Origin of the sequence: Nocardia sp. CA-135953 (genome assembly GCF_050955735.1) — a bacterium.
GTDB lineage: Bacteria > Actinomycetota > Actinomycetes > Mycobacteriales > Mycobacteriaceae > Nocardia.
This window is the reverse complement of the sequence record NZ_CP192082.1, coordinates 5384699-5400889: the sequence shown is the minus strand read 5'-3', so window position 1 is coordinate 5400889 and position 16191 is coordinate 5384699. Positions and strand designations below refer to the sequence as shown.

9 protein-coding genes and 1 pseudogene are annotated in these 16191 nt (G+C 66.1%); 3 read left to right on the top strand and 7 right to left on the bottom strand.

Annotation, left to right across the window (positions count from 1 at the left end):
* Positions 1-28 precede the first annotated feature (28 nt).
* From ACQPXH_RS24870 to ACQPXH_RS24860, 3 genes are read left to right on the top strand one after another with little or no spacing between them, the layout of a single operon-like run.
* Positions 29-6544 (top strand): SDR family NAD(P)-dependent oxidoreductase, encoded by a 6516-nt coding sequence (locus ACQPXH_RS24870; protein ID WP_433598909.1) that lies wholly within the window; start codon positions 29-31, stop codon positions 6542-6544.
* Positions 6541-8583, top strand: coding sequence for a beta-hydroxydecanoyl-ACP dehydratase (locus ACQPXH_RS24865; RefSeq protein ID WP_433598908.1), 2043 nt, complete (start codon positions 6541-6543; stop codon positions 8581-8583). Before ACQPXH_RS24870 ends, ACQPXH_RS24865 begins: the two co-directional genes overlap by 4 nt.
* On the top strand, positions 8580-10133 hold the full coding sequence (locus ACQPXH_RS24860; protein WP_433598906.1) for a PfaD family polyunsaturated fatty acid/polyketide biosynthesis protein: 1554 nt from the start codon (positions 8580-8582) through the stop codon (positions 10131-10133). Before ACQPXH_RS24865 ends, ACQPXH_RS24860 begins: the two co-directional genes overlap by 4 nt.
* Before the next feature lie 184 nt (positions 10134-10317).
* Here ACQPXH_RS24860 and ACQPXH_RS24855 read toward each other — a convergent pair whose 3' ends face one another.
* From ACQPXH_RS24855 to ACQPXH_RS24825, 7 genes and pseudogenes are all read right to left on the bottom strand, one after another.
* Entirely contained in the window at positions 10318-10671 is a 354-nt protein-coding gene (locus ACQPXH_RS24855; protein WP_433598905.1) for a DUF4870 domain-containing protein, read from the bottom strand.
* A gap of 118 nt (positions 10672-10789) precedes the next feature.
* Positions 10790-11020, bottom strand: a pseudogene (locus ACQPXH_RS24850) (amidase family protein); the annotation flags it as partial.
* A gap of 30 nt (positions 11021-11050) precedes the next feature.
* Positions 11051-11863: a carbohydrate ABC transporter permease gene (locus ACQPXH_RS24845; protein WP_433598904.1), complete on the bottom strand. Its 813-nt coding sequence runs from the start codon at positions 11861-11863 to the stop codon at positions 11051-11053.
* Positions 11853-12794 carry a carbohydrate ABC transporter permease gene (locus tag ACQPXH_RS24840; protein WP_433598903.1) on the bottom strand — a complete coding sequence of 314 codons (942 nt, stop codon included), beginning with the start codon at positions 12792-12794 and terminating at the stop codon, positions 11853-11855. The genes ACQPXH_RS24845 and ACQPXH_RS24840 overlap by 11 nt, the downstream gene beginning before the upstream one ends.
* Positions 12795-13646, bottom strand: coding sequence for a metallophosphoesterase (locus ACQPXH_RS24835; protein WP_433598902.1), 852 nt, complete (start codon positions 13644-13646; stop codon positions 12795-12797).
* Positions 13643-15016, bottom strand: a complete 1374-nt coding sequence (locus ACQPXH_RS24830; RefSeq protein ID WP_433598901.1) for an ABC transporter substrate-binding protein — start codon at positions 15014-15016, stop codon at positions 13643-13645. The genes ACQPXH_RS24835 and ACQPXH_RS24830 overlap by 4 nt, the downstream gene beginning before the upstream one ends.
* 39 nt (positions 15017-15055) lie before the next feature.
* Positions 15056-16183, bottom strand: coding sequence for an ABC transporter ATP-binding protein (locus ACQPXH_RS24825; RefSeq protein ID WP_433598900.1), 1128 nt, complete (start codon positions 16181-16183; stop codon positions 15056-15058).
* Between the last annotated feature and the right edge of the window lie 8 nt (positions 16184-16191).

The window sequence follows — 16191 nt, the reverse complement described above, 5'->3', positions numbered from 1 at the left end:
TTTTCCACCCGGTTCGAGAGGAACTTTCGTGACAGACGACAGACGCCTGGCGCGCAACCCGATCGCTATTGTCGGGATGTCCGGGCTGCTGCCCAACGCGCACAACCATCGAGAGTATTGGCAGAACATCGTCGACGGCGTGGACTGCACCACCGAGGTGCCCGCATCGCGCTGGAGCCTCGACGATTACTTCGACGCCGATCAGGACGCGCCTGATAAGACCTACTCGCGTCGCGGCGCGTTCCTGCCCGATATCGACTTCGACCCGCTGGAATTCGGGCTGCCGCCCAATCAGCTCGAAGTCACCAGCACCATGCAGACACTCAGCCTCGGTGTGGCGCGCGATCTGCTGATCGATGCGGGCGCGGTCGATTCGGCCTGGTACGACCCGGGCAAGACCGGCGTCGTGCTCGGCACCACCGGGCCTGTACCGCTGATGCATCCGCTGGCGGCACGACTTTCGACACCGGTGTTGAAGGAGGCGGCGCGCTCGGTCGGCCTCTCCGACAGCGACGCCGATGCGATCGCCGATAAGTTCGTCGCGGCGTTCGCACCGTGGGAAGCGAATTCGTTCCCGGGTCTGCTGGCCAATATCACCGCGGGCCGGGTCGCCAATCGACTCGGCCTCGGCGGTATCAACTGCACCGTCGACGCGGCGTGTGCGGCATCGCTTGCCGCACTGCGGACGGCCATCGCCGAACTGCAGGACGGCCGGGCCGACATGATGATCACCGGCGGTGTGGATACCGAGAACACCATCTTCATCTACATGTGCTTCAGCAAGGTTGGGGCGCTGTCGGCGGACGGACAGATCAGCCCGTTCTCCTCCGATGCGAACGGCACTTTGCTGGGTGAGGGCATCACTATGCTCGCCCTGCGCCGGCTGGAAGACGCACGTCGCGATGGCAATCGGATCTATGCCGTCATCCGCGGCCTGGGTTCCTCCAGTGACGGCCGGGCGAAGAGCATCTACGCGCCGCGGGCGGGCGGGCAGCGGGTCGCCCTCGATCGGGCCTATGCCGACGCCGATTGCTCACCGGCGGATGTCGCGCTCATCGAGGCGCATGCGACCGGTACGCCGGTCGGCGACAAGACCGAGCTCACCGCGCTGAAATCGCTGTTGTCCGATGCGACTTCGGAGTCGCGCTTCGCGGCGCTGGGCAGTGTGAAGTCGCAGATCGGGCATACCAAAGGTGCCGCGGGCACCGCATCGGTCATGAAACTGGCGCTCGCACTGCACCAGAAGGTGTTGCCGGGCACCATCAATGTGGACGCGCCCAATGCGGAGATCGCGCCGGACGACGCGCCCTATTACGTGAATACTCGGACGCGGCCGTGGATCCTAGATCCGCAGCGTCCGGTGCGCCGGGCGGCGGCCTCGGCATTCGGGTTCGGCGGCACCAACTTCCATGTCGTGTTGGAGGAGGCCGACTCCGGTCGCACCGAGCCGATACTGCATCGCACCGCGCAGGCGCATCTGTGGCACGCGCCCGATGTGGCCGGGCTGGTGGATGCGGTCCGCAGCGTGGATGGCGTCGACGGCGGCGATATTCCGGAGGACCACGCGCGCATCGGATTCGTCTCGGTCGACGATGAGAATGCCGCGCACCTGCGGGCGCTCGCGGTGGACGAACTGGTGCGCAATCCCGAGGCCGTGGCCTGGGATCACCCGGAGGGCGTGTACTTCCGGGCGGCGGCATTGCCGGAGCGCAAGATCGGTGCGCTGTTCGCCGGGCAGGGCAGTCAGTACGTCGATATGGGAGCGGATGCGGCACTGAGCAATCCGGCGGTCGGCGCGGCCTTCGATGCGGCCAATGTCGCATTCACCGGCGCGCCGGTGCGGCTGTCTTCAGTGGTGTTCCCGCCGCCCGCCTTCGACGAAGAGACCTCGTCGGAGCAGGAAAAGTCCTTGCGCCGAACCGAATTCGCACAGCCCGCGATCGGCGCGCTGTCGTCGGGACAGTTCAGGGCGCTGGCGGAGTGCGGGTTCCGTGCGAACGGATATCTGGGCCACAGCTTCGGTGAACTCACCGCGCTGTGGGCCTCCGGCGCGGTCGGCACCGAGGACTTCTTCGCCCTGGCCCGGGCGCGCGGTGCGGCGATGACGCCGGCAGCCGGTGTCGAGGCCGGGACCATGGTGGCGCTCGGCGCGTCGAGGGAGATCGCCGAGGAACTGCTCGCCGGTGTCGACGATGTGTGGATCTGCAACCACAATGCGCCCGATCAGGTCGTTGTCGGCGGCGGGCCGGCGGGGATCGCCGCCGTGGTCGAGCGGGCCGGTTCGCGTGGGGTGGCCACTCGGGCACTGCCGGTGTCCGGTGCGTTCCACACGCCCTATGTGGCGCATGCGGTGGACGCATTCGCCGACGCGACCGCGGCGGTGACGATCGGTGCGCCCGACGCGCCGGTGTATGCGAATACCCCCGACGCCCGCTATGGCGATGATGTCGCGGCCAATCGCGCGCTGCTCACCGGACAGCTCAGTAAGCCGGTCGAATTCGTCGCCGCGCTGACCGCGATGCGTGCGGACGGCTGCACGGTATTCGTGGAATTCGGGCCGAAGCAGGTGCTGACCTCATTGGTGCGGCGCACCCTCGGTGACGACGTCATCGCCATTCCCACGGATTCCGGGCCTATCGGAAATAGCGATCTCGCGCTGGGACGGGCGGCGGTGCGGCTGGCCGTGCTCGGCTTCGGCCTGCACGGCATCAACCGGCACGCCGCGCCTCTGCCCGCTTCGCGCACCGCGAATCGTGCGATGACCGTGACGATTTCGGCGCCCGAGTACGTGCCCGCGAGCCGGCGTGCGGCGTATGCGGCCGCACTCGACGACGGCTATCGCGTCAGTGTCGCCGCGCCAACTCCTGTCGACACCGTCGTCGATCCTCAGCCTGAAACGCTGCCCGTGGCAGCAACTTTCGCCGAACCAACGGAGACGACCGTGTATCAGCCCTACGACTCGGGCTCGGACGCACTCGGCAGTGCGCTCGTGCAGCACCTACAGACCCACCGTCAGTTCCTCGACGGCCAGCTGGATATGGCCCGTAACCTGGCCGGGGCGCTCGGCAACGGATCGCTCGACGAGGCGACCGTGCGGGCGATCGAAGCCGTGAAGGACCACGGTGTGGCGATCAGTGAAAGTCATTCGCGGGCAAGTGAAGTGCTCGGGCAGTTGGCCGAGCTGGAGGGAGGCTTCGCGCCTGTTGCGCGGACGACGGCGACGCGGCGGGTGGAGTCCACTCGGCAGACCGCGATCGAGTCGGCGCCTGAGCGTCGGCCGTTGGCTTCCGGAGGCGTCGGTACCTCTGGTGCTGCCGAAACCGCGACGCATTCGGGGATCTCCACCAATGGTGGACCGGTCACTCCGGAGTTCAACGGTGGCACTTGCGCCGCCGCCCAGTTCAACGGTGGCGTTGCCGCTGCTCCCGAGTTCCAGGCCAATGGCGGCGTGGCGGCTACGGAGTCCGCGGCATCCAGCTCTCAGGCATCCACCGACGCACTGCTGAGCGCGTTGCGGGAGGTCGTCGCCGAGAAGACCGGGTATCCGGTTGAGATGGTGGATCCGTCGATGGATCTCGAGGCCGATCTCGGCGTGGATTCGATCAAGCGGGTTCAGGTGATCGGTGCGCTGCAGGAGCTTTTTCCGCAGCTGCCGAACCTCGGGCCGGAGCAGTTGGGGACGCTGCGCACGCTCGATCAGATCGCGAATTTGCTGGGTGCGGGTGGGGCGGCCGCGGAGGGGCCGGGCGTGCCTGCCGCTGCGCCTGGAACTGCCGCTGCGCCTGGAACTGCCGCTGCGCCTGGAACTGCTGGGGCGACCGGACTTGCGGTTGCCGGAACTGCCGGGATGACTGCGATTGGTGCCGGAGCTCCTGTACCCGCGGGTGCTGCCGGAACTGCTGCTGCAGCGGCACCCACGGCTGGTGCCGGAACCACCTCGGCGGCCGCACCGACGGGTGACGACCTGCGGATCGCTTTACGGGAAGTCGTCGCCGAGAAGACCGGTTATCCGGTCGAAATGGTGGATCCGTCGATGGATCTGGAGGCCGACCTCGGCGTCGACTCGATCAAGCGAGTTCAGGTGATCGGCGCACTCCAGGAACGGTTTCCGGACTTACCCAGCCTCGGTCCGGAGCAGCTCGGCACACTACGCACAGTGGATCAGATCGTCGACGAGCTCGCGACGTCGGTGGGCGGTGATGTCCACCCAAAAGCTGAGGCCGCGGCCGAAACGCCGCGGTACGCCGTCGAACTGATCACTCTGCCGTCGCCGGACCGGGCCGTCGCTCCGTATCGCGAGGGCGGTGCGGTCGCATTGATCGACCTCACCGGTCAAGCGGATGCCGACTGCGCCGCCATCGAATCGGTGCTCACCGAGCAGGGTTGGTCGGTGCATCGGACGGATTCGGCAGGCCTGTCGGATCTCGATTCCGTCGATGTCTGCCTCGCGGTGCTGAGCTGTGAGTTCGCCGATTGGGAGGCCGCGCAGCGGTGGCTCGGCGCGGCCGTGCTGACCGCCGGTCATGCGGTGCCGCGGCTGGCGAAGGCCGATGGTCGGGCGGCGTTCGTCACGGTGACCCGGCTCGACGGTCACCTCGGCTTCCTCGGCACGGCGGGTCCGATCACCGCCTTGCTCGGTGGGGTCGGCGGCGTCGTGAAAACCCTCGCGGCCGAACAGCCCGCGCTGTTCTGCCGGGCACTCGATTTCGACCCGGAAATCACACCGGTGCGACTGGCCGAGCTGGTCACCGCGGAGTTGCACGATGGCGCACGTGACGCGCTCGAGGTCGGGATCGATACGGCGGAGCAGCGCAGGACGCTGGTGCCCAGTGCGCATGCGCCTGCCCGTTCGGTCAGCATCGTGCGTCACGAGCAGCGGCCGAGTGTGCTTACGGCACAGGATGTTCTGCTTGTCACGGGCGGTGCGCGTGGCGTCACCGCCACGTGCGTCCGGGCGCTGGCACAGCGGAGCGAGGCAAGCTTCGTGCTCCTCGGTCGCTCCGAGTCGGCGCCTGAACCGGACTGGGCCGCAGGCGTTTCCGATACCGAGCTCAAGGCCGCCGCGGTGCGCGCACTCGCCGGTACCGGAGCAAAGCCGCGCGATATCGAGCGTGCGTGCGCCCAGGTAAGGGCCAGCCGCGAAATCAGCGAAACGCTGACCGAATTGGGTTCGCGGGCAGAGTATCTGGCCGTCGACGCGACCGACGAAGCGGCGGTGCGCACCGCACTCGCACCGTGGCGCGACACCATAACCGGCGTCGTGCACGGGGCAGGTGTGCTGGCGGACTCCATGCTCACCGACAAAACGGCCGAATCCATCGAGCGGGTACTGGATCCCAAGATCTCCGGGCTGGCCACCGTGCTGGCCGCACTCGGCGAACTACGGCATCTGGTGCTGTTCACCTCGGTGGCCGGACTGTTCGGCAACGCGGGTCAGGCCGACTACGCCGCCGCGAACGAGGCACTGTCTCGATTCGCGGTGAGCTATCGGCGCCGCCATCCCGACTGCCACGTCACCGCGATCGACTGGGGTGCCTGGGACGGCGGCATGGTGACGCCCGAACTGCGTGAGCATTTCCACGCTCGTGGCATCGCCCTGCTGGATCCCGAGACCGGTGCGGCGGCCTTCACCGAACAGTTCACTGCGGACCGGCACGCCGACGCGGTGGTACTGATCGGTCCAGCCGAAAGTCTCACGGGTGATACGACAGTCGCTCCACCCGCGACGCAGGCCCGGCGGATCATCACCGGGCTCACCGATGATCCGATCATCCAGGCGCACCGAATCGGCGAACATATCGTGCTTCCAGCCACATTCGGCCTCGGTGCGATGGTGAATCTGGCCGAGCGCAGCCTGCCCGGCCGAATGGTCGTCGGTGCCAGGGATTTCCAGGTCCTCAAGGGAATCGTGTTCGATCATCCGGTAGACGAGCTCGAGCTCGAACTCGTCCCCGGCGAGTCGGTCGATGGCCTTGCGTTCGTCGAGGCGACTGTCCGCAGTGACGATGCGCTGCATTTCCGGGCGACGCTGCTGCTGGCTGCCGGAGCCGATCAGCCGCCGACCAGGTCGATCCCGACCGGATCGGTCAGCGACGCGAATATCTACCGCGATGCCATCCAGTTCCACGCGCCCGCCCTGCAGGGCCTGCGCACGGTATTGGCGGCATCGGACGAGGCGATCGTATTCGATTGCGCCTTGCCCGCCGCGCGGGTGGCCGACGGCGCCTACGCCGGTCGCCTGCACGACCCGGTCCTCGCCGACTTGATCCTGCAGGGACCGCCGGTGCTCGGCTACCGACTCCTCGGGGCGGCCTGTCTGCCACTGGGCGTCGGCCGCGTGGACTACTACCGACAGCTGCCGACGGACGAGCCGTTCCTGCTCACCGTGGACAACCCGCGGGCCAGCAGCTTCGATGTCCGGATCGACGCCACCGCAACCACATCGGATGGGACAGTGCTGCAACGCTTCTCGGATGTCACCGTGGTGACGACACCGGATCTGACCGCGAAATTCCAGGCTTCCGTGCGGGGGTGGCTGGCATGACGGTTATCGAGTTCGACGGAGTGCCGTTCGATCCGGTCGGCACTGCTGCCGTCCGGGGCACGTCGGCGGCGACGCACGAGAGCCCGGCAGTACGCGAAAGCTCTGCCGTCCGCGAGAGCCGGGAGGTGCACCAAGGCCAGGCCACGCATCAAACGCCTGCGGGCAATGAAACGCCGAGGGCGCATGAACTGCCTGCGGTGCGGGAAGTCGCAATCTCGACGGCCGCAGCGCAGGCACGTACGCAAACCCCGGGTCCGCTCACCGAGATCCGTTCGGGTGTTGTCGCCGCCCACCGCGCAGCGCTGAGCGCCCAGGTCGCACTGCAACTGGCGATCTGGCAGCGGACGGTGCACCAGGTCCCGGCGGCGGACCAGGGCCACAGCGGCTCGTCCACTTCGAGCGAACGCATCATCGCCGCACCGGAGTGGACATTCAAGCCGCTGGTCCGCACCACCCGCACCAGCCTCGATAGAGCAGCGCTGACACGCCTCACCGACGGCGATGCCGCCGGCGTATTCGGATATCGGCGCGCCGGCGTCGAATCCGTGGCGCGACTCGCGGCGGCGGGCCTGTTGGTGCTCACCGAGGTCGTAGCCATCGAATTGCGCGGTGGGACCGGAAACGGTCGCTTGGTCGCGCATTTCGACGGCGATACCCGAGCGGCCGCAGTACAGGCGGCGGAGGTATTCGCACTGTTCACCGGCATACAGCTGTGCCTCTCGCGGAGCACGCTGGTGAGTGAGCCGGGGACGACCGAAAGCAGAACTGGCACAGTCGAATTCGTAGTCTCGGAAATCGACCTGGTGCCCCGACCGCATGTCACCGGCATCGCGACCATCGCGGGTACTGCTCCGCTGCAGGTCACCGTGACGGTGGCCGAACCGACGGGCGCGGGCGTCGGCCCAGGTGCCGCCGTACCTGGCCTACTGCTCAACGAATTCCACATGACCCATCTCGCCCGCGGCGATCAGGCCATCGCCATGGGCCCCGAATTCGCGGAATACACCGGCGTCCGAGCCACCCGCCTGCCGACGGGCGGGCTGCTCCTGGTCGACCGTGTCCTCGAATTCGACGGTGCCCGTGGCAAATTGGATGGCGCGACGTACCGCACCGAATACGATTCACCTGCCGATTCCTGGTACTACGGCGATACCGCCAACGAATCCATGCCGCATTTCGTGTACATGGAGACCTCGCTGCAGGCGGCACTGCTGATGGGCTACTACGCCGGTCCCACCCTCACCCAGCCGGGTGTCACCCTGAGCCTGCGCAACCTCGGCGGCACCGCAACCGTTCTGCGCCAGGTAGATCTGCGGGACAAGACGATCGAGCAGACCTCGCGCCTGCTGTCGACGACGATCCTGCCCGGCTCGTCACTGCAGAATTTCGACTACACGCTGAGCGTGGACGGTGCACCCTTCTACACCGGCGAGACCATGTTCGGGTACTTCAGCGACGAAGCACTGGCGAACCAGACCGGCCTCGACGCCGGACGGTCCGTCCCGACCTGGCTGGACGAGCATCCACAAGCCACCCGCACCATCGATGTCGTCGGTCGCCGAGCGGATCCGAATGCCCGGCTGTGTGCCCGCCGCACGCTGGCACTGATCGACCGGATCGACGTGGTCGACGGCGGCGGAAAATACAGCGCGGGATATCTGCATTCGCTGCGCGAAATCGACGCGTCGGACTGGTATTTCGCCCGCCACTTCTACCTGGACCCGGTGATCCCGGGATCGCTCGGAGTGGAGTCGGTCATCCACGCCGTCCAGGAGTGGATGCTCGACGCCGGATTCGCCGACACCATCGGCGATCCGGTCTTCCGCATCCCTAGCGATATCGCCTTCAGCTGGCGCTACCGCGGCCAATTCCTGCCGACCGATGGAACGGTGCGGTTGGAGGCCCATATCAAGGAAATCCGCCGGGGCGCGAACGGTGTCACCGTCATCGCGGACGGTTCGCTGTGGAAACCGGGTCTGCGCATCTACGAACTGGTCGACCTGGCAATCGAACTCGGTGAGCGAGAGGAGCGGCCGTGACCGCATCGACAACCACCGTCGTCGCGGAGACCGCCGACGACATCACGGCCGTACTACTGGATGTGCGGCAACCGTGCTGGATCGTGCGGCACGACGGCCGGGTGGGCGCTACCTCGGATGCGGCGGTCGCGGCACGATCGAAGGTGCTCACTGCGGTGGCGCCGCTGCCGCCGGAGTCGCTCGGGGACAAACAGTTCCACGCGACGCACGGCGTGCGGGCGGCCTACGCGGCAGGTGCGATGGCCAATGGCATCGCCGCTCCGGCCTTGGTTGCGGCGATGGCGCGTGCGGGCTACCTGGCATCGTATGGTGCGGCCGGGGTGACGCCCCCGGCCGTGGATGCGGCGCTGGCCGAACTCAGTTCGCTGGAAAAGCCCTTCGCCTGCAACTTGATTCACAGTCCGTCGGAGCCGGCGCTGGAACGCGCGATCGTCGATTCCTGCCTGCGCCACCGCGTGCGCTGCGTAGAGGCGTCGGCATTCATGGGCCTGACCACCGAGGTCGTGCGATACCGGGCGGCGGGCCTCGGCATCGATCGGCACGGCCAGATCGAGGTGCGCAATCGCCTGATAGCCAAGGTGTCCCGAGTCGAGGTCGCCGAACCCTTCCTGCGACCGGCACCTATCGCTCTGCTCCGCCGACTGGTCGAATCCGGTGATCTGACGCCGGAACAGGCCCGCCTGGCCGAGCACGTGCCGATGGCCGACGACATCACCGCGGAAGCCGATTCCGGCGGCCACACCGACCGCAGGCCACTGCTCGTGCTGTTCCCGGAACTGGTCGCCGCGCGCGATCGGATTGCCACCACCGTGCCCGCAGCGGCAGCGGTACGGATCGGTGCCGCAGGCGGTATCGGCACACCCGCCGCTGCGGCCGCCGCCTTCGCACTGGGTGCCGCCTATGTAGTGACCGGTTCGATCAATCAGGCCACCCGTGAGGCGGCCCAATGCGAAACAACCAAACAGCTACTGGCCCGAGCAGATTTCGCCGACTGCACCATGTCGCCGTCCTCCGACATGTTCGAACTCGGTGTGCAGGTCCAGGTCCTGCGCCGAGGCACCATGTTCGCCGCCCGCGCCCAGCGCTTGTACGACACCTACCGCGCATACGCCGGATTGGACGATATCCCCGCCGACCTACGCCGCGATCTCGAGGCAACCCTGTTCCGGCGGCCGCTGGAAACAATATGGCAGGACTGCGTCACCTACTTCACCGAACGCGACCCCGGACAGTTGGTCGGCGCGGACGAAGATCCAAAACGCAAGATGGCCTTGGTATTCCGGTGGTATCTCGGGTTGTCCTCCGGCTGGAGCATCCGCGGCGAAGCCGACCGCACCGCCGACTACCAGATCTGGTGCGGCCCCGCCATGGGCGGCTTCAACAATTGGGTCGCCGGAACCTACCTCGCCGCCCTCGACAACCGCCACTCAGCCGATATCGCCGACCAAATGATGCTGGGCGCCGCCTATCTCACCCGAATCGCCCAACTCCGCACCGCAGGCGTCCGCCTGCCTGCCGAATGCACCCGCTTCGTGCCGCGACCGTTCTAGGGCTCGCACTTACGGCGGAAACTCAGAGCAGGTGTCGACTCAGATGCCCTCCATTCCGCATATTCCGCGCGGATGTCAACGGCCCGAGATTGCCTCGGGCCGTTGATCTTCGGACTGTCGCATCTGGCTGCCGGTAGGGGTGCCGACAGCGTTGTCGATTAGGAAATCTAGCGGGAATATGCCGTTACTTGATCGAGTTGGCCAGCTGGTCGGCGTAGGGGGTGGTGAATTTTCCGATGATGGGTAGCTCTGCGCGGGCACCGCCGGTGTTGTTCGCCTGGAGCATGGCCATGATCCAGACGACGATCGCGAAGACCGCGACTGCGAGTCCGGCGAGGCTGAAGATGATCCCCAGGGCTCCCAGGAGTGAGGCGAGGATGCTCAGGACGATATTGAGTATCGAGATCGCTCCGAAGAAGATGATCGATTGCGAGGCATGGAATTTCACGTCGGGATCGTTCTTTCCGACGAATAGGAAGATGATTCCGGTGAGCCATCCCAGTGCGTAGGACAGGATGGCGCTGGTCTTTTTGTCCAAGCCGGTGGGCTGTGGTTGGTTCGTGGGAGGTTGAGAAGATGTCATGGGGCAAGTAGACGCCGTGCGCGCCTCCTACCGATCCCAGGTTTGAGCACGAACTCAGCGGGGTGTGGTCCTCGAACATCGGACCGATGAGCTGCACTCCCACCGGCAGGCCCTCGGGGGACCGGCCCGCAGGTATGGCGGTGGCGGGCAGGCCGGGCATGGTCGCCACACCGGCCCAGACGAGCTGGTCGAAGTACGGGTACTCGACACCGTCGATGTCGATGTGCCGATCCTCCAGACCCCCGTCGTGGTTGTGCGGGTGGGCGGGCGTGGGCGTGATGGGGCACACCACGGCATCGAACTCGGCGAAGAGCTGCCAGCTGAGGTCGCTGCGCTACTTCAACCCCGACCGCACGAACGCATTCACGATGTGCCGTTGCAACAACAGATACATCAATAGAACCGGCAGGCAGGCCAGACTGGCCAGGGCCATCATCGGCCCCCACTGATCACCTTCGGTGCCCATGAAGCTGCGCAAACCCAGCTGGAGCACGCTGTTGGATTGGCGGAGAACGACTGCGGGCCAGAAGTATTCGTTCCAGGCGTTGATGAAAAGCAGGATGGCCAGAGCGGCGAGGGCGGGGCGGAGGTTGGGGACGACGACGGTCCACAGGATGGACCAAGAGGAGCGGCCGTCGATTTTGGCGGCGGCGACGAGTTCCTTGGGGAAGCCTGCCATGTGCTGGCGCAGTAGCAGCACCGCGAGTGCGGAGCACAGGGTCGGCAGGACCACGCCGATCAGGGAGTTGACCAGTCCGAGCCGGGTGAGCAGCACGTAGTTCGGCAGCATCGTCACCTGGAACGGAACCAGCCAGGTGCCGACGAACGCGAGGTACAGGATCCGCTGGAACGGGAAGGTGTACATCGCGAACGCGTAGGAGGCGAGCAGCGCCACCAGCAACTGTCCGGCCGCGGACAGGGCCGCCACGAAGAAGGTATTGCCGATCAAGCCGACTACATCGACCTTTTCGGCGGCATCGGTGTAGTTGGCGAAGGAGATCGGCCAGGGGAACGGCGAGAGTGAGGTGACATCCTCGGGGCGCCGCAGCGAGGTGGCGAACAGCCAATAGATCGGGAATACGCACACCACGGCGGTGACCGCGAGCAGCAGATGGCTGCTCGCGGTCCGCAGACGGTCAATCATCATGGAAGGCAACCCTTTCCGAGATCCACACCAGAATCCCGGCGATCACACCGAATCCGGCGAACAGCAGCACACCGGCCGCCGCGCTGAGTCCGGCATCGAAGCTGTGGAAGGCGTAGTCCCACAGCAGGTAATAGATATTGGTGGTGGCCTGTGCGGGGCCGCCCTGCGTCATCGAGTCGATAAGCGGAAAGGTCAGTGTTGGACTGAGCAGCACAGTGGTCAGCACCAGGAACAGCAGCGTGGGGGACAGCAGCGGCATGGTGATCCAGCGCCGGATCTGTCCCGGACTCGCGCCGTCCACCTGCGCGGCCTCGTCGTAATCGCCACTGATGCCTGCCAATCCGGCCCACACCACCAGCACCGCGAAACCGAGCAGCTGCCAGCCGGTGATCCCGATGATGACGGCGTGCGCGGTGCCTGCGTCGTACACCCAGTTGCGATTCGAGCCGAGCAGCTGGTCGACGAAGCCGCTGCCGGGATGCAACAGCCACCGCCAAACCGCCGCCGCCGCAACAGGAGCCACCAGGAACGGCACGAATATGAAGGCGTGATAGATGGTCCGGCCCTGCACCCGCCTGCTGGCCAAGGCAATCAACACCGGCAGCACAACGGTGAACGGAAGCATGCCCAGAATCAGCACCCCCGTTCGCCCGACCGAATCCCAGAACGCCGGAAGTTCGACCAGCCGTTCGTAATTGCCGGTGCCGACCGGCTTCATCGGCGAGGTCGGCAAGAGATTCCACGAGTACGTCGACAACTCGAACGCCTGCACCAGCGGCCGATAGATCCACACGACGAGCAGGAACAGCGCGGGCGCGAGATAAAGGTAGGGCACCACGAACCGCCCCGCCCGGCGGAACCGGGCGAGGCGGCGGGTCTGCGGCACCGGCACAATATCCGGTGCCGCAGTTGGTGTTTCGACTACGAACATCTACCCGGCCTCGACGGCCAGTGCGGCCAACTGCTCGAGCACATCCGATTCGGCTCGGTCGTAGACGGTTTCGGCGGGCGTCGCCTCGATCGCGGTGGCGACCAATGTCGTACCGAGCAGATCGATCCGGCTGTAACCGAATCCGGTCAGGCCGCGGTGCCGCCCGATCGGCGCGATCGTATCGATTCGGTATGCCAGCGCGGGGCCGATCCACACCGGAATGCCGCCGAGCGCGGCCGCGCCCGTCAAATGGTTGTGCCCGCAGATGATCAGTCGCACATCCGATCCGGCAAGCACTTCTTCGAGCAACTCCGGCTGCTCGAGCCGCAGATATTCGGTCGCGGCCACCGGCGACGGAATCGGCGGATGGTGCAGCACCAGCAGCGTGCCGTGTGGTGCGGGCTCGCGCAGCTGATCGGTCAGCCAGTCCAGCTGTTCTGGCTCGAGCCGCCCGTCGTGCCTGCGGGGTGTGCTGCTGTCCAGCGCGATGATCCGGAGTCCGGCGATGTCGAACACCTGGTCATGGGTGACGTCCGGGTCGACCGAATCCAGACCGAGCAACTCGATGCCGAACGCCGTGCGCTCGTCGTGATTGCCCATTGTGTACACCGTCCGCGCGCCGAGTTCGGCGGCAACCGGCTCCACCGCATCACGCAGCCGCCGATATGCCTCCGGCGACCCGTTATCGGTCAGGTCCCCGGACAACACCAGCGCGTCGATGCGCTGCTGCGAGGCCCGCAGCTGCTGCAGCACCTGGGTGAGATTGGCGTAGGTGTCGATCATGCCGTGTACCCGTTCCCCGGTGGCCCGGATGTGGGTATCGGTCAGCTGAACGACGGTCACCGTGCTCATGACGCGGGCAGGAGTTTGGCGCCCTGTTCCCGGGCGGTGGTCAACGTGGGCTGGGGATCCTTGCCCTGGAATACGATCGACTCGACCGCGTCCATCATGCCGTCACGGATCTGCAGATAGTTGGTGCCCGGCATGGAGATCCACGGCTCCATATTCGCCAGCTGCGCGACATTCGGCTTCAGCAGGGGATTCTGCTTCGACCAGGTCTCGAGCCCGTTCGGGTCGTCCATCAAACCGGTACGCAACGGCAGATATCCGATGCCCTGCGAGATCTTCGTGTAGGCCTCCTCGCTGGTGAGGAATTTGATGAGCTCCCACGACGCCCGCTGCTTGGCCGGGTCGTTGGACAGAATGTGCAGCGACGCACCGGAATTCGTCGGCACGGTCGGTTTGCTGCCGAAGCTGGGCATGGGTGCCGCGCGCAGATCCCACTTGTCCTTGGCGCCGGTGACGAAGGTGCCCTGGATCGCACTGGTCTCCAGGATCATGCCGATCTCACCGCGGGCGAACGCCTCATAACCCTGCTTCTGGTTGAACTTCGGCATACTGCCCGAATCGACCAGCGCCTTGCTCATCTGGGTCACCTCGACCGCGGGCGCATCCGCGAACGACAGCGTCTTGCGGTCCTCGGAGATGACCCGGCCGCCGTTGGAGCGCACCATCGACTGGAAGCACCAGTCCTTGGCGGTCTTGGTCAGGCAGTCGATGTACACACCGCCCTTACCGGTCTTGCCGGTGATCGCGGCGGCCGCATCGGAGACCTGCTGCCAGGTCGCCGGCGGCTTGGCCGGATCGAGTCCGGCCTCGTTGAACAGCGAGGCGTTGAAATACAGAACGGGCGTGGAGAATACGAACGGAACACCGTAGGTGTGGCCGTCCCAATCCGCGAGCGTGCGCGCCTTCGGGGCGTACGGGTACTTGGCGCCGTCGAAGTTGTGCTGCACTTCCTGCTTGGAAACCAGCGTGTCCAGCGGTTTGGCGCCGAGCTGGTGGATGGTGTAGTCCAGATCGCTGAAGCCGAGCTGCGCGACATCGGGCGGAGTGCCCGCGACCATCTGGTTCTGAATGCTGGAGATGGTGTCGGTGGCCGGGTTCGGGCTGTTGCCCTGCGGCTTCTGCGCGGTCACCTTGATATTCGGGTACTTCTTGCCGAAATCGGCGATCAGTGAGTTGAATGTGTCGGTCCACGCGCCGGCGAGTCCGTAGTTGTAGGACTCGAACACGATGGACACCTGCTGATCCGGCTTCAGTTCCGGGATCTGGGCGGTGTCGGCATTCGAATCGGTGGTGGTGCTCCCGAGGCCGCCGCAGGCGCTGAGCGCGACGGTGGTTGCGAACACCAGGCCCAGTACGGGCACGGTGCGTTTCACGGTGGTTCTCCTCATCGATGAAAGGGTGGTTGTTACGAATCAGGCGACGGCGAAAACGGCGCTATCGGTGGCGGAATCCTGGTGCGGCTCTCGCCAAGTCAGGCGCAGTCCGGATTCGGGGTGGAACAGGTGCAGGTGTGTGGGATCGACGCGCAGCCCGATCGGTTCGTCGGCGCACACGCCGGCCGGGCGCGATGCGCGAGCGCACAGCGTCTGCTCGCCGGTGCTGAAATGGATCAGTTCCTCACTGCCCAGGTTCTCGACCATCGTCACGTGCCCCCGGATGCCGGGGTCAGCCGAGTCGATGCGCAATTGTTCAGGGCGGATTCCGGCGACGACTTCGATGTCGGCATCGAAATCCGCTGCGGTTATGTCCAATTCGGTGTCGATGCCATCGGCGATCAGGAACAGGCGGCCGTCGCGCTGGGTCACGGCCGCGGGGAACAGATTCATCGGCGGGGCGCCGAGGAATCCGGCGACGAAGGTCGAGCGGGGCCGGTCGTAGAGTTCGGTCGGCGTGCCGACCTGCTCCACCTGACCGTCATTGAGCAGTGCGATCCGGTCCGCCATGGTCATTGCCTCGACCTGGTCGTGGGTGACGTAGAGGAAGGTCGCTCCCAACCCGCGATGCAGCGAAATCAGTTCGGCCCGAGTGGCGCTTCGCAATTTCGCATCCAGATTGGACAGTGGCTCGTCCATCAGGAACGCACCTGGATCGCGAACCATGGCGCGGGCCAAGGCAACTCGCTGTCGCTGCCCACCGGACAAGGCGGCAGGCTTGCGGCGCAACAACTCGTCCAACCCGAGCGCTGTCGCCACCTCCGCGACCCGGGCCGCGATCTTCGCGCGTGGTATGCGCCGCGCCCGCAATGGGAAGCCGATATTCTTCGCCACCGTCAGATGCGGATACAGCGCGTAACTCTGGAACACCATGGCCAGGTCCCGCTGCTGCGGCGCCCGGTGGGTGATATCGGTGTCGTCCAACAGGATTCGGCCACCGGTCGGATCCTCCAGTCCCGCGATCATCCGCAACAGGGTGGATTTGCCGCAGCCGCTCGGTCCGAGCAAAACCATGAACTCACCGTCGGCGATATCCAGGCTCACCTCCCGCACCGCATAGGTCGTGCCGAAATGCTTGGATACCTGCTCGATGCGCAGTCGTGCCACCAGATCTC